Genomic DNA, 15,167 nt, shown 5'->3' with positions numbered 1-15,167 from the left:
AATTCTATTGTTCTTATCCCGCGCATATGACTGCACCAAGTGAATAATAAACAAACAACTCCTCACATCGTGCCGTGCTTGTCTAGCAATATTTGCACCAGCCTTTAGACTTGCACAGTGCCATTAGCTCTCTACCATTCAAACGCTGAGAAACTTAAAGACATCGATAAGATATAAAGCCAGCTCTTTTCAAATATCTAACTTAATTTTCAAATCGGCTACATTTTGTGCACAGTTTTTGCTTGTATCTAGATATGCATAGCGCATGATAAAACCTAAGCAAAACAAATAGAGGTGTGAGATGTACTTAAAAGACCATATCGTCCGCGTCGAAAATATAAAAATGCTGCAAGCAATGCATGCTGCAAAAATTGATCATAAAGTCATTGCCCTGTTCATGAGCTGTGAAGGAATGCCTTTACAAGCACACGATGTCAGTAGCATTTTAAATCACTACGACACACTAGGGAGTAAAAAGTTGCCGAGCAAAAAAGTTCAAGCCATGATTGAAGCTAAAAAATTAGGTATGGAAGATGACTCTCTACCTTGCCCCGTTTAAATTCTACTTCTACAAAAAATACGGTGCATGCCGTATTTTTTTTGCCCTATATTCGCCACTGCGTTGCTTCACCCGTCTAGCGTTTACAAAGCACCTCTGCTTGTTCAATTACACTGCAATTTACAACGCCTTTCTGAAATTTTAGCGTGTATAATTTGAGAAAATCCTGAGTCTCAAATTCATCTTATGTCGCTTCAAATTTTGCACAAACAACTTGATGAAAGCACGCCTTGTCCACTTTGTCAGGCGGCCATGTTTTGGGTGGATGCTGAACAATACGACAAAGAAATTAACTTTCATGAATGTAGCCACTGCCAACATCGTGTTTTTAGCAATTCAAATCTAAATTGCCACTGCGACAGTTGCTTAGCACAGCGCAAAAAAATATTGAAAGAAACTCGTCAGCAAGAACAGCGTAAAACCAAAACCAAAACCAAGGACATTTATGAGTTTGAACTGGGTCAACTCAGTTTTATGCATAAATTATTTTTATTGGCCCTGTTAGATGACTACGCACAAGAACATACACAACATCAAGAGTTTATTGATTGGGAACAGATCAAATATTTTAGTATCACCCCCAATTATCTATTTCAAAATAGTCTCGTCAAACAACTGGTAAAAGAACAGATCCTCGTTGCCAAAGATTTTGCCAGTGAAGCCCACCAGTATTATATTAATGTGCGTTTGGACGGCTATTCTGAACCCAGCCTATTTAGTGTTACGCAGCAGTTACGCTACTGGTTTTATGAAAATCTTAGCCTTGGTGTGCCTTTTAAGACTGCGGATGAAGTCAAAAATGCCTTGTACCAATTACTCTATCAGGAAATTATCCAATTTATGCAGTTTTACTGCCGCACTTGGGGCATTCAAATTGCAGGAAATAACAGCTTCCAAGTGTTTTGTTATCGTTTACTCGATGTACTCGCGGTCGGACAAATTTATTATTTAATCCAAACTGCATTGGAGTATTTATATGAACGTAAAGCCTTACAACCCAGAAATGAAAACTTCATCAATACCAACTTGTTGAAAAAAACCTTACAACAATACCGTGAACGCAGTGTGGCTGAAAAATGGGAAACTTCAACGCTGCCTCGACCGCATAACCTACCATTCAGCAAAATGAGCGAAGTCTTATTTTTCCGATTTTTAGGCTATGACGAAGCCATTTTCTTTCAGCCTGTCTCTCGTTCATGGCAAAAAATTGAACCACGTTTGAGTTTCTACTCACAAAAACGCTGTATGTACTGCGGTTCAAATGAGCTCACCGTAGATTATGATGCCGACCAATATGTGACTTTATTTTGTCGCAAATGTAAGCATCAAGACCACTATTTCACCAAATAAGGGCATCCACTATGACCCAGCTTTTAGACCTGTCCTTGCTTAACACAAAACAATCGATTCAAGACCAAACCGATGTCTTGGTGGCATATGTTGCTGAAGCTTGGACTGCCCTGCAAACGCAACAACCTTTGGTACAATGTATCACCAACAGTGTGGCTGCCAACTATGCAGCCAATGTTTTATTGGCTGCGGGCGCCTCACCTGCCATGATTGATAATCCCTTTGAGGCGGAAAGTTTCACTCGTATTAGTGCGGCGCTCAGTATTAACCTAGGTACGCCAACCTCTGAACAGATGCAAGCCATGCAAATCTCGGCACAAACCGCACAGCAGCAAAACATACCTTGGGTATTAGACCCTGTAGGATATGGGCCATTTTTAAAATGGCGCTCTGAAATGGTAGATCAGCTTTTAGCTTTTCAACCTACCGTTATTCGTGGCAATGCATCGGAAATCAGCACACTTGCAGGGAAGCAGATCGAAACCAAAGGCGTTGACAGTACGGCAAGCAGTGCCGATGTCTACCATCAAGCAAAAACACTTTTAGCACAGGCTGAAGTCATTGCCATTTCTGGCGAGTTTGACTACATTCTCTCAAAACAACTTGATGCTGTAATCCAAGTCAATGGTGGTTCGCATTTACAACCCAAAATTACTGCTACAGGTTGTGCCCTTGGTGCATTAATTGCAGCCTATAGCGCAGTCACCAATCCTGTCATTGCAGCGCTGTGTGCGCATGTCCACTTTGCCATTGCGGGGCAACTTGCTTATACCCAAAGCCAAAGCACAGGAAGTTTTAATGTAGCGTTTATGGATCACATTCATCAAATGAAAGCTGAAACCATTTATGAATATGCGGATATACAGCTTATCCGCACCTCAGCCTAAATAAAGTATGGCGAGAGTTTCTGCTTAAGCAACTTCTCGCCCTAAAAGCACGTTCATCGCCGCTTCCAGCAGAGTCAACAGATCTAATTTACAGATACACATCAAGCCCATACCAATAAAATAATCAGGCGTATGTTGCATATAAAAGTTGATATGACGGCTGGCCCGATTTCGAAGCCGTATCAATTGTTCAGGCGTGGTCTGTGGCAGTACACAAGGATGCACAAACACATCATCACTGCGTTGTTGCACATTCACATGACGGTTTTGTATGAGATCAAGAACCTGTAAATAATCCTCAGGCATTGGCACTTCTGCACGTGGATAAAAACGTTTTGAACGTGAAACAAACAGCCGATATACTTTTGGCTGCATCAAACTCGAAACAAACCATAACTGACGCGTAGGATATTTTAAACGATAACCTAAAGTTACTCGAATTGCAGATAAAAGTGTTTTGTTTTGATTTCGGTAGTCAGGTAAAAAAGCTGCACGCGAGCTAAGAACATATAAGGGTTGATGCGCTGTCTTAAGCTTCAAGATGGCAATAATATTTTGCCCAACTATTTTTCCGCGATGATAAAAACGAATAATTGGTAATGCCACTACATCAGGGTTATACAACAATTGATGCAGTTCTGCTGGGATTGTATTTGGGAAAATTTGTCGATCAAAATTTTCAAGCTCTTCAAATAGAACTTGTTTTTTCTCTACTGAAAGCTTTTTAAAATCAACGACCTTTTCCATAAGTTGCATGAAGTGTTTCCATTCTTATTTTGATCACTTATTTTACTGCTATAGTCTAAATGCAATGCTTTGATGACCACAGGGATAGAAAAAACTGTCTTCACCAACCAGGTAATTTCAAATACGAAATACGACAGCCCAATTGCGGGCATAGAATAACTGCTTTTTATTTAAGTGCATAGCGCTTATTTTATAAGCAGAAAAAATGCCAGCACAAAGCTGACATTTTTCTCACAATCTAGTTTTGCAATGATTAAGCAGTACGATAGGTGATATTGACTGTCTTAATTCGATTTGAATCCAACTCAAGCACTTCAAAGTGAACACCACGGTAGTCCAATTGAGTTCCAACGTGTACATCACCGTGGGTTTTATCTAGGATTAAACCAGCAACACTAATATAGCCCGCATCTTCTTCAACCAAATCGATCATCCCAAGTTCCAGTTCAAGCTGATATAAATCCAGCATGCCTGTCGCCTTCCACGTCTGATCATCAACCTTCACCAAATCAAGTTGCTCATCGGCATCGGGGAATTCACCAGCAATCGCCTCAAATACGTCAAGCGGTGAAACAAGGCCCTGCACATTACCAAACTCATCGCTCACCAAAACCAATGAACCTTTAGACGTTCTTAACGTATTAATCGCATCAATGACTTTCATTTTTTCAAAAATGTAAATTGGGCGATGACGTTTGATCAGGTCTTTCAATTGCTCTTCATCATCTAAGACATCGAGCAATTCTTTGGCGCGCGCAATGCTGATCACTTTATCTAAGCTACCGCGGCACACAGGAAATAAACTGTGCGGCACAGACAATACCTGTTCACGAATTTTCTCAGGTGAATCATCAAGATTGACCCACGAAATTTGACTACGCGGTGTCATGATCGACGCGACTGAACGTTCAGCCAATGTCAGTACACCACCAATCATATAACGCTCTTCATCCGCAAAAGTTTCTTGCGCTTGAAGCTGATCAGGGTCTTCAGCTTGGAGCTTGCCGCCCATGAGTTTTAAAATAGAATCCGCAGTACGATGACGCAGTGGAATTTTCGCTTCATGTTTTGCCGCATTGCGCTCACCAAACTGGTTAAAGGCTTCAATTGCAATGGCAACACCAATACCCGAATAGATATAACCTTTAGGAATGTGGAAGCCAAAACCTTCCGCAATCAGGCTGATACCAATCAACAGTAAGAAGCTTAAACACAAGATGACCACAGTCGGATGACGGTTTACAAAAGTCATTAATGGTTTCGACGCCAACAGCATGACCACCATGGCAACGACCATAGCCACCATCATCACATTAATGTTGTCGACCATACCAATCGCTGTAATCACCGAATCCAGTGAGAATACCGCGTCAAGGATCACAATCTGTGCCACAACTGCGGTGAAACCCGCATAAACCACATTGGTGGTCAGCTTAACTTCTGGCTTACCTTCAATTTTTTCATGCAATTCGGTAACGGCTTTATAGACTAGGAATAAGCCACCAAATAAAAGAATCAGGTCTCGCCCAGAGAATGTCCAATCCAACACAGTAATCAGCGGTCGAGTCAACGTGACTAACCAAGTGATGATAAACAACAAGCCCAAGCGCATTAAAAGTGCAAGCGAAAGACCAATGACACGCGCTTTATCGCGTTGCTCAGGAGGAAGTTTTTCAGCCAAAATGGCAATAAAGACTAGGTTATCAATACCTAAAACAATTTCTAATATAATAAGCGTAAGTAAACTTACCCATATTCCCGGATCTAATAAAAATTCCATTATTTCATTACCCCAGAATTATGTTTCTGTTTTAAAAGCATAGACCTGCACGGCGACGGATCCATATTTGTGACCTGTTCAACTAAAGATGAAATAATTATGCCTGAGATGTTTGGCTTGTAATAATTTTTTTATGGTTTTTAACAAAATTTTAATATTCGACCACTTATTATGCAAAAAATACATAAAAATATCGAAATCACTGTTTGAAATTTTGTCACTTAATGCCAATTGTCGCATTCTATAAAGATTAGACGCCACGGTCATTTTTTAGTTTTTCTAATTAAATCCATCGCAAATAAAAACCAAATAATTGTTTTTATTTAATTATTTATTTTAATAATAGTTAAAAAATATCAATTCACTACATTTATGATTTCCACAAATGACACTTTTTGTTAAAAACACTAGTTCACAAATCCATTTTTTTCACTAAAATGAAACACGACCAGCATTGTTGTAAAAGTGGTCAATCACCCAAACCAAGGATGCGCGGATTGACAATCCGATCAAAGTAATCGAAGACAGGATTCATCGCTATGAACAATGAAAAAGCATTGACCTTCAATAAGACGTCAAAAATGCTTGCCAATACTAGCTATGAAGGCGCATATCTGCATTTAGACTCCTCATTTGATCAGCATCAAGTTAAAGTTGTGGTTTCGCATAATAACCAAAAGTTTGAAATGCACTTGCCTATCGTTCTACAGGACGGTGTTCCCATGGCTAAACTCTCTTTAGATTCTCACCAGAATGCTGAAGTCGAAGATGAAGTTGTACAATTTGCTCAAAGTATTGTGAGCTTCCATCAAGATAAAGACGGCTATACCCTGTCTCTTCTAAACAACCACGCTTAACTTTTCTTGATTACTGGCCAAGGCTTTCTTTTAACAGATTTCCTTTATGATGACAAATCCAGTAATTTTGTATTGATAAGTGTATGAGTGTTCACATAAAATGTGTTCAAATGATCTATAAAATAAAAATACGATTCACGGGGAATCCGTCATATGACCAAAAAGTACAGTAAGTTCCTACCAGGTTCTGAAGATTTTTCTTTAGAAAGTTTTCCATTTTACTGGGTAACACAAGTACATGCACAGTATGTACTCAATGTCGATCACGCTTTAAAAAAGTATGGTTTAGATAACTCACGTCGTCGTATTTTACTGGCTCTAGATTCAAAGCCACATGCCAGTGTTTCTGATTTGTCTGACATGGTGGTCTCTAAAATGTCGACAACCACCAAAATTGTTTATCGCTTAAAGGATGAAGGATTGGTTGAAACTTATTCTTGTGAAGATGATGCACGTATCACCCGTGTTCTTCTCACCGAAAAAGGTGTTGAAATGACCAATAAGATCAATGATCTCACCAGTGTTGTGCTTGAGCAATCATTTGAAGGCTTAACGCCTTTGCAAATTGAAAAAATGATGGAAAGCTTAAAACACGTGTTTAAAAATTTAGCTCGCTAAACCGTTTAAAAGTCGAAAAAGTTGAGTTGGGGACTCTCTTTTTCGACTTTTATTTTCGGCACATGTGAACATTCAAACTCTTCAACAGGAAAGCCTTGTACAAAGGATTGAATATTTGGTGATTTCCAGCTGAGCCAGTCCTCTAAGCGTTCATGTGGAATCACGATCACTGAGCGCTTCACATCCCCCGGCTCATGAAACTCCCGCATCATTGGATGATCTATGGCATCCATCGTAATCATGGTGGCTGAACGGACTACCTCGCCTGCTATACGACAGATTTCATATAGTGCAGCAACAAAAATGACCTGCCTATCCTGTCGTCTGACACCCCATCTCTGCGGCTTTTGTTCTATATATTTGGACTCATAAAATTCAAAAACGGGAATCACCCCAAACTGATATTTGGAAGTCGCTTCAATAAAACTGGCCTTTTGCAGAAGTGTCTCACTTCGAGCATTATAGGTTTTGCTTGCAATACTCTTATCTTCAGCCCATTTCGGTATTAAACCAAAATGTACCTTACGCCACTCAAATCCTAAATTTGATTTGAACAATAAAGGCAACTCATAACCAGGATAGACTTCTTCGACATAATCAAAAGGAATTTCAGGGAGACCAAACTGTTGTACTTGAGCAAGGGTTAGAGGTTTAAAATTAGCGCACATGGATTTTCATCCAACTTGATGGTTAACAATAGTATGATGAGCTTTATATAGTGAATTGTATAAGGCTTTTATCCGCAGCGTCTAGTCGAGATACTTATTTCACACTAGGCTTAAACCCATTCATAGCTCTAAGCAAGCGCCAATCTATAGATCACTATTACCCAAAATTAAATCAGTCTTATTGTTTTTCTCCATAGACATAGTGCGACTTATTTCAGCCAATAAAAAAGCCTCCGAAGAGGCTTTTTTAGCTTTACAGATTAGTCACCTGTATAACCTTTTAACTTCAAACGTGCAGCATGCAGAAGTGGCTCTGTATAACCTGATGGCTGCTCACCGCCTTTAAACACTAGGTCATACGCTGCTTTGTATGCATAACCATCGAAGCTTGGCGCCATAGGTGTGTAAAGCGGATCGTTTGCATTTTGTTCATCAACGATTTTCGCCATACGCTGCATCACTTCTTCAACTTGCGCTGCAGATACGATGCCGTGACGCAACCAGTTTGCAACGTGTTGAGATGAAATACGTAAAGTTGCACGGTCTTCCATTAAACCAACGTTGTTGATGTCTGGAACTTTCGAACAACCTACACCCAAGTCAACCCAACGTACAACATAACCCAAGATCCCTTGAAGGTTATTTTCAAGCTCTTTGGTTTTCTCTTCTTCAGTCCAGTTGGTATCTGTTGCTAAAGGCGGTGTTAACAAATCATCTAAAGATAAAGGCTCTGTATTCAATAATTCTTTTTGACGCTCAGACACGTTGCACTGGTGGTAGTGAATCGCGTGAATGACAGCACCAGATGGAGATGGAACCCATGCACAGCTTGCGCCCGCTTCTGGATGTTCAATCTTGGTTTTATACATGTCTAAAAGCATGTCTGGTTTTGGCCACATGCCTTTACCAATTTGTGCTTTACCACGTAAGCCCGCTTGAAGACCGATCATCACGTTACGGTTTTCATATGCTGGGAACCAAATTTGTGATTTCACTTCGCCCTTACGAACGAATGGACCTGCTTCCATAAAGGTATGGATTTCATCACCTGTACGGTCCATAAAACCTGTATTAATGAAGATCGTACGGTCTTTCGCTTGAGCAATACAGTTTTTCAAGTTTACAGAAGTACGACGCTCTTCATCCATGATACCGATTTTTAACGTTTTTGCAGGCAGGCCAAGCGCTTGTTCTGAACGCTCAAACAACTCAACCGCAAAAGCAACTTCTTCAGGACCATGCATTTTAGGTTTTACGATGTACATTGAACCTTTACGAGAGTTCTTGTTTTCGTTTTCACCTTTAACGTCTGCAAAAGACAAGAGCGGAGTGATTAATGCATCCATGATACCTTCGTAGATTTCAGCACCATCTACAAGAATCGCAGGGTTGGTCATGAGATGACCCACGTTACGAAGAAGCATCAATGAACGGCCATGAAGTTTCGTTTCACCACCGATCAAGTTTTTGTGTGTACGGTCTTTATTCAAAGTACGCGTAACAGTTTTACCATTTTTCTCGATAGACTCTGAAAGCGTACCCTTCATCAAACCTAACCAGTTACGGTAGCCTTCAACTTTCTCTTCTGCATCTACAGCAGCGATCGAATCTTCTAAATCCTGAATAGTCGTTACAGCAGCTTCAAGAACTAAATCTTTTACGCCAGCGGCATCTGTTTTACCAATTGGGCTGTTCGCATCAATTTCAATCACAACGTGTAAGCCGTTGTTTAAAAGTACGATTTCTGTTGGTGCAGCTTCATCACCATTGAAACCAACAAATTGTGCTTCTTTAGCCAAAGTCGATGTTGAACCATCATTTAACGTCACAACTAACTTTTTGCCTTCAACTGCATATTTTGTCGCATCAGCATGCGAACCATTTGCTAATGGGAAGGTTTCATTTAAGAAGTTTTTAGCAAATGCAATAACTTTGCCGCCACGTACAGGGTTATAACCTTTACCCTTTTCCGCGCCACCGTCTTCTGGGATCACGTCAAAACCGTAAAGTGCGTCATATAAAGAGCCCCAACGTGCGTTTGCAGCATTTAGGCAGTAACGTGCATTACGCACAGGTACCACCAATTGCGCACCAGCCAATAATGCGATTTCTTCATCTACATTTTCTGTGCTGATTTGGAAATCTTCTACTTCTGGTACTAAGTAGCCAATTTCAGTAAGGAAAGCTTTGTAAGCTCCAAGTTCAAATTTGTTGTTGCGGTGCCATTCATCGATCTTCGCTTGAATGTCGTCACGCTTAGCCAATAGTGCTTTGTTCTTTGGGCTAAGATCGACAACGACTTGTTCAAAGTTTTTCCAGTAAGTTTCACTGTCCAAACCTGAACCTGGAAGTGCTTCATTTTCGATGAAATCGTAAAGTTCTTTAGCAATCGCTAACTTGCCTTTTTGAATACGTGCAGTCATTGTCTTTCCTGATATTGCTACTTTTTATACAAGAGATTCTAGTATACCGATTTAAACTTGGCTGAATAGTAATATCACCGTGCGAAATAGTGATCATTTTTTATTTAATAAAGTATACAAACTACCAAATAAAATACTGCTCAAGGCACAAGCATTATCAATTTACAAAATGCTCTTTAGTAGTTTATTAAGTTTTTGAAATGCCGAAATTAGACTTAAGTGCAGTTTTGTATATTTTTTACACTTAAAACCAATATTCTCCCTATTTTCAATCCTGATTAAGCCATGATTATTCAAAAAAGTCGATAAATTAATCGATGAAAATGCACATAAAAAAAGCACCCTTTTGGGTGCTTATATTTTTAAATTTCTTCTTGTTGTTTACTTGCTTCAGCTTGTATTTGTCGATGCGCTTCATTCAAGTAATCATCTGATTGCATTTCCAATAAACGTGAACGCGTGCGTTCAATTTCAAAGGCTAATTTATCACCAGAGTACAAATCGATAATTGTATCTTCTGAGGTTAAAATCAGTTTTACCCCACGGTCATAAAACTCATCGACCAGATAAATAAAACGACGCGTCCCTTCAGAAAGATAATCGGTCAAATGCGGAACATTACTCACCAACACCGTATTATAAATATTTGCAATTTCGATAAAGTCAGCAGGACTACGTGGTTTTAAACACAGCTCTGAATACTCACACCATAAAACATCTTCAGTATGCCCGACCGTTTCTACAATACGATTATTAATAATAATCGGCTCATCTGAAATGCTTTGGGTCTGTGTCAATGCGCTAAAACGCTGTGCAATCCAACGTTGGTGCTCATGTGTTAAAGGAGATTTAAAGAGTTGCGCTTGTTTTAAAACACGTAAACGGTAGTCCACGCCTGCATCTACATTTAAAATCACACACTGCTGTTTCACCATTTCAATGGTTGGAATGAAACGATCACGGTGAATGCCGTTTTTATACAAACCATCTGGCGCAATGTTTGAGGTTGCCACCAAGGTAATGCCACGTGCAAAAAGCTTTTGGAACAAATCACTGAGAATCATGGCATCCGTAACATTCGAGACGAAGAACTCATCGAAACAAATGACCACTGCTTCTTTATAAATTTGATCCGCAACCGCATCTAAAGGGTTACGCTGACCTGAAAGCTTGTTGAGCTCACGATGTACATGTTGCATAAAATGGTGAAAGTGCATACGTGTTTTACGACGAAATGGAATTGAGTCATAAAACTGATCCATCAACCATGTTTTACCACGGCCTACACCACCCCACATATACACACCACGGGGAGAAGTTTGACGACGGAAACGACGGAATGCTTTTTTAGATGCCTTAAAACGTTGAATTAATTCATGCCAAACGCGATCCAGCTCATGAACGGCCTGAGCTTGTGCCTCATCAGACATGAACTGCCCAGATGCTAAGGCTTGCGCATAGCGCTCTGCAGGAGATAAAGGACTGAATGCGGTAGGTGAATTAAAATCTGACATATCATTTAATACTGTTTTTAGGCTATATCAATTATAGCGGAGTGGAAAAGTTAATATATAACACTTTGGCATAATTATGCTTAGGCTATTTCCCATATTGTCGTGGACTGTAACCAAACCACCGTTTAAATGCATGATTAAAGGCTGCAGGCTCCGAGTAACCCAATAACTCTGCAATCATTTCAATGGAATATTCCTGATATTCCATCAAATGTAGTGCACGATCTTTCATTAATTGCTCACGAATTTGTTTATAACTGCTATTTAACTGTTGCAACTGATGTCTTAAGGTTCGCTCTGGCAAATTCAAAGCTTGCGCGGTTTCAGCCATGGTCGGCAGTAAACCTCGTTGCAACTCCAAATAATCTTGTACACGTTGAATCAGACTCGGTTGCTCTGCCGTTTCTTCCAAACGCTGCAATTCCACCTGACATTTGCCTGCATAAACGTTAAATGTCATCAAATCTGCTGAAGGAATTGGTACATTTAAAACCCACTCATCAAACCAAAATTCAGCTTGCTGCGTACCAAAACTCACTTGCTGACCATAAACCTGCTGGTAGAGCGCCAGTTTTTTCGCATCTTCAGGTCGTGCAATCGGTAATGTAATTCGAATCTCAGGTATCTCCAGCCCAATCATCTTATAAATATCTAGTAAAAACTTATAGGTTCCCGCTATTTCAGAATGTGCACGCAACTGTCCCACAGGTGTTTGTAGGTCTCTCGGTAAATAACACAGTGCAACTTGATCATTTTGTTTTTTCAAACCCAATAAGCCACTCAAATGCGTCAAACTTTGATAACGAATACCTTGCTCTAAAGCGGTGTGTGTCGTTGGACTGGTCATCAATAACATCAGTAAGGGGCCATATCCTGCCAAAACATAATGCTGACCAATAAACAAGCCTTGCTCAGGCTCAATATCCTCTGCAATGATTTTCAAAATATCCCACTCTAGAGCAGGATGAATGATCGCATTCGGATCAAGCGACTCCACACGTAAGCCAATGCTTTGTAACTTTTGATCGACTGCGACTCCTGCTTTACGCATTCCTTGAATCAAATACATCAAGCCAAGTACAGAACGTTTCATAATCAATTAAAAGCAAAATATTGGCCTATGTTTTACTACAGCCACCTAGCGTACAACAATTGCCGAATCTATCAATTTTCTTGTCAGGGCTATCATAGACCTTCTGGATAGTTGCTCTACAATAAAGTAAAACAAAAAGGAAAAACAAATGCAGGCAGCAAATTCAACAACCCCTCAGGTAAAAATCGCCATTATTGGTGCAGGCTTTGGTGGCTTAGCGATGGCTATTCGTCTTTTACAAAACAATATTCGTGATTTTGTAATTTTGGAAAAAGCCAGTGTAATAGGTGGCACATGGCGTGAAAACCAATATCCGGGCGCTGCTTGTGATGTACAGTCACATCTCTATTCCTTGTCTTTTTCACCCAAGACCGACTGGTCTAAACGTTATGCTGAAGCACCTGAAATTTATCAATACATGCAAACACTTACCGCTGAGCATCAATTGCAGTCTTATATCCGCTTTAACACCGAAGTCTGTGCTGCACATTACTTAGAAAATCAGTGTTTATGGCAACTTACTCTCAATCAAAATAAAACTCTAACCGCTCAATTTGTCATTTTCGCATCTGGTCCGCTGCATGTACCACAAATTCCGCGTATTGCGGGTATCGAGAAATTTAAAGGCAAAGTTTTCCATTCATCACAGTGGGATCATGACTATAACCTCAGCAATAAAAATGTTGCCTCTATTGGCACTGGGGGGAGCGCGATTCAATATATTCCTGAAATTGCAGAAAAAGTGAAGCAACTCTACGTAATACAAAGGACAGCTGCATGGGTTATTCCTCGGGATGAACGTCGTTATTTACCCATTGAAAAAACACTGTTTAATCGATTTGATTGGTTTCGAAAAATTCATCGAGCTCGTCTGTATTGGACAAATGAATCTCGTGTAGTTCCCATTATGAAACCACAGGTCATGAAATATGCACAAAAACTAGCAGAAGCCTATATTCGCCATCAAGTCAAAGACCCTGTAACCGCAGATAAGTTAATTCCCAACTATATTATGGGTTGTAAACGCATTTTGGTCTCCAACAAGTATTACCCAAGCTTTAACCGTAAAAATGTTGAATTGGTTACCGATGATATTTTGGAATTAACTGAGGACAGTATCATCACCAAAGATGGGAAAAAGCGTGCAATTGACTGCCTCATCTATGGCACAGGTTTTGTGACTGACCCACGTATTTATCTTAAATCCTTTAGCTGTACAGGACTGAATCATGTCGAGCTTACAGACGCATGGAAAGATGGGGCCGAAAGTTACTATGGAATTAGCACCAAAGGTTTCCCAAACTTATTTCAGCTTTTAGGGCCTAATACGGTCTTAGGTCATAACTCGGTTATTTTTATGATTGAGTCACAAGTAAATTACATTCTACAGCTCATCGAGATGGCACAAAAAACCCAATCTCAAGCGATCGTTGTGAAAGCAGATATTCAAGATCAATTTAATCAGCATTTACAAAGTCAATTTACAGATACCATTTGGCAATCTGGCTGCGTCAGCTGGTATCAACAAGCGGATGGGAAAAATTTCTCTTTATGGCCCAGCTATACATGGAAGTATTGGCTAAAAACACGAAAAGCCAATCCAGCAGACTATCGTTTTTTAAATTCTAAGCAAGATAGTCAAGCAATAAATTAAGATCGCGGTCATAATAAGTTAGTATTTATTCACACTTTATTTGACATGCAATCGTTTTGGTTGATTTTTCAGCTTCTTATTTGTTTAGCACTTGGATTTGTTTTGGCGCGTCGTTTACCCAAATGGCTTGAACGACTTGCCTTTCAAATCCTGCCCTATTTTACGTATATTCTCTTAATCGCAATTGCGATTGAGTTTTCAACGACTTTGCATAGCATTGCCGAACCTTGGCAGATACTCAATCATGCAGCGCTTTTAGCAGTTATGACCAGTATCGGTGCTTTCGTCTGTTGTTACATATTATTTAAACTTTTGGGCTACCAACCGAGTCATGGCAAAGTATCCATGAGCCTTGTGAGCAAGTCATTAATCAATATCAGTTATGCATTTATCGCACTGGCCTTGGGTTATGGCTTGGCAGAGCTATCTTCAGGTTTCGGCTATACACTTCATATCAGTACATGGAACTTGTTACTGGTTTTCATGTTCCTGATCGGGCTTGATTTGGCCTATTCACCACTTGATCGCTCATGGTTGAACTGGAAAATACTGCTCGTTCCACTTGGTTGTATTCTGGGTTCAATTATCGGGGCGTTTGTAACAGCCTATTTTGTGCCGAGCATTCAACTAAAAGACTTGATTATGTTATCTCAAGGTTATGGTTTCTACTCCATGACTGGCATTGTGGTCACAGAGTTAAAGAATGCACATTTAGGCAGTATTGCACTGATGAATGATTTGTTCAGAGAAATCTTTGCGATTGTGTTTATGTATATCATTGGCTGGCGTTACCCCCGCTCTGCGATTTCATCTGCAGGTGCTACAGCAATGGATGTTACACTACCGATGGTCAAACAAGCCTGTGGGAATGACTTTATTCCACATGCCATGGTGAGCGGTTTCATCCTGTCAGTTTTGGCACCAATTGTCGTCAGCGTATTGGCTGCACTATAAAGCGTAGCGCTCTATTCAATGCTGTCTTTTTATTTTGCTATTGCCACTTCGCTCACCAACAAT

Annotated in this window: 13 protein-coding genes; 7 read left to right on the top strand and 6 right to left on the bottom strand. The window is 40.0% G+C overall.

Going from position 1 to position 15,167, the window contains the following annotated elements:
- Positions 1–301: 301 nt before the first annotated feature.
- From GVX98_RS05600 to thiM, 3 genes are all read left to right on the top strand, one after another.
- The gene (locus GVX98_RS05600) at positions 302–559 is read left to right on the top strand and encodes a hypothetical protein (RefSeq protein WP_004696895.1); all 258 of its coding nucleotides are present in this window, start codon (positions 302–304) and stop codon (positions 557–559) included.
- Between the two features lie 186 nt (positions 560–745).
- Entirely contained in the window at positions 746–1,909 is a 1,164-nt protein-coding gene (locus GVX98_RS05595; protein ID WP_078390407.1) for a hypothetical protein, read from the top strand.
- Positions 1,910–1,920: 11 nt separating this feature from the next.
- Positions 1,921–2,796 (top strand): hydroxyethylthiazole kinase, encoded by an 876-nt coding sequence (gene thiM, locus GVX98_RS05590; protein WP_159127481.1) that lies wholly within the window; start codon positions 1,921–1,923, stop codon positions 2,794–2,796.
- Between the two features lie 24 nt (positions 2,797–2,820).
- Here thiM and GVX98_RS05585 read toward each other — a convergent pair whose 3' ends face one another.
- Together GVX98_RS05585 and GVX98_RS05580 are read right to left on the bottom strand one after the other, a co-directional pair.
- Positions 2,821–3,552, bottom strand: a complete 732-nt coding sequence (locus GVX98_RS05585; RefSeq protein WP_159127480.1) for a hypothetical protein — start codon at positions 3,550–3,552, stop codon at positions 2,821–2,823.
- 244 nt (positions 3,553–3,796) lie between these two features.
- Positions 3,797–5,323, bottom strand: a complete 1,527-nt coding sequence (locus GVX98_RS05580; protein ID WP_004696888.1) for a TerC family protein — start codon at positions 5,321–5,323, stop codon at positions 3,797–3,799.
- A gap of 539 nt (positions 5,324–5,862) precedes the next feature.
- On the opposite strand from GVX98_RS05580, the gene GVX98_RS05575 reads away from it, so the two are divergent.
- Together GVX98_RS05575 and GVX98_RS05570 are read left to right on the top strand one after the other, a co-directional pair.
- Complete coding sequence (locus GVX98_RS05575) at positions 5,863–6,180, top strand: hypothetical protein (RefSeq protein ID WP_004696886.1); 318 nt, start codon at positions 5,863–5,865, stop codon at positions 6,178–6,180.
- A gap of 153 nt (positions 6,181–6,333) precedes the next feature.
- Positions 6,334–6,798: a MarR family winged helix-turn-helix transcriptional regulator gene (locus GVX98_RS05570; RefSeq protein WP_004696885.1), complete on the top strand. Its 465-nt coding sequence runs from the start codon at positions 6,334–6,336 to the stop codon at positions 6,796–6,798.
- Between the two features lie 5 nt (positions 6,799–6,803).
- On the opposite strand, the gene GVX98_RS05565 is transcribed toward GVX98_RS05570, so the two are convergent.
- The 4 genes from GVX98_RS05565 to GVX98_RS05550 form a co-directional block, all read right to left on the bottom strand.
- Positions 6,804–7,466, bottom strand: a complete 663-nt coding sequence (locus GVX98_RS05565; protein WP_004696883.1) for an SOS response-associated peptidase family protein — start codon at positions 7,464–7,466, stop codon at positions 6,804–6,806.
- A 260-nt stretch (positions 7,467–7,726) separates the two neighbouring features.
- A complete protein-coding gene (locus GVX98_RS05560) occupies positions 7,727–9,889 on the bottom strand; it encodes a malate synthase G (protein ID WP_159127479.1) in 2,163 nt (720 codons plus the stop codon).
- A 362-nt stretch (positions 9,890–10,251) separates the two neighbouring features.
- A complete protein-coding gene (zapE, locus tag GVX98_RS05555) occupies positions 10,252–11,403 on the bottom strand; it encodes a cell division protein ZapE (protein ID WP_004984806.1) in 1,152 nt (383 codons plus the stop codon).
- An 85-nt stretch (positions 11,404–11,488) separates the two neighbouring features.
- Positions 11,489–12,496 (bottom strand): AraC family transcriptional regulator, encoded by a 1,008-nt coding sequence (locus GVX98_RS05550; protein ID WP_159127478.1) that lies wholly within the window; start codon positions 12,494–12,496, stop codon positions 11,489–11,491.
- Between the two features lie 148 nt (positions 12,497–12,644).
- Here GVX98_RS05550 and GVX98_RS05545 point away from each other — a divergent pair, with 148 nt between their 5' ends.
- Together GVX98_RS05545 and GVX98_RS05540 are read left to right on the top strand one after the other, a co-directional pair.
- The gene (locus tag GVX98_RS05545; RefSeq protein ID WP_159127477.1) at positions 12,645–14,150 is read left to right on the top strand and encodes an NAD(P)/FAD-dependent oxidoreductase; all 1,506 of its coding nucleotides are present in this window, start codon (positions 12,645–12,647) and stop codon (positions 14,148–14,150) included.
- 45 nt (positions 14,151–14,195) lie between these two features.
- Entirely contained in the window at positions 14,196–15,104 is a 909-nt protein-coding gene (locus tag GVX98_RS05540) for a lysine exporter LysO family protein (RefSeq protein ID WP_004984813.1), read from the top strand.
- Positions 15,105–15,167: the final 63 nt, after the last annotated feature.

Source organism: Acinetobacter sp. 8I-beige, from assembly GCF_902505955.1.
In the GTDB taxonomy this organism is placed as follows: Bacteria; Pseudomonadota; Gammaproteobacteria; order Pseudomonadales; family Moraxellaceae; genus Acinetobacter; species Acinetobacter johnsonii.
Note: the sequence above shows the minus strand (reverse complement) of the source record. Positions and strands in the feature narration are given on the sequence as shown.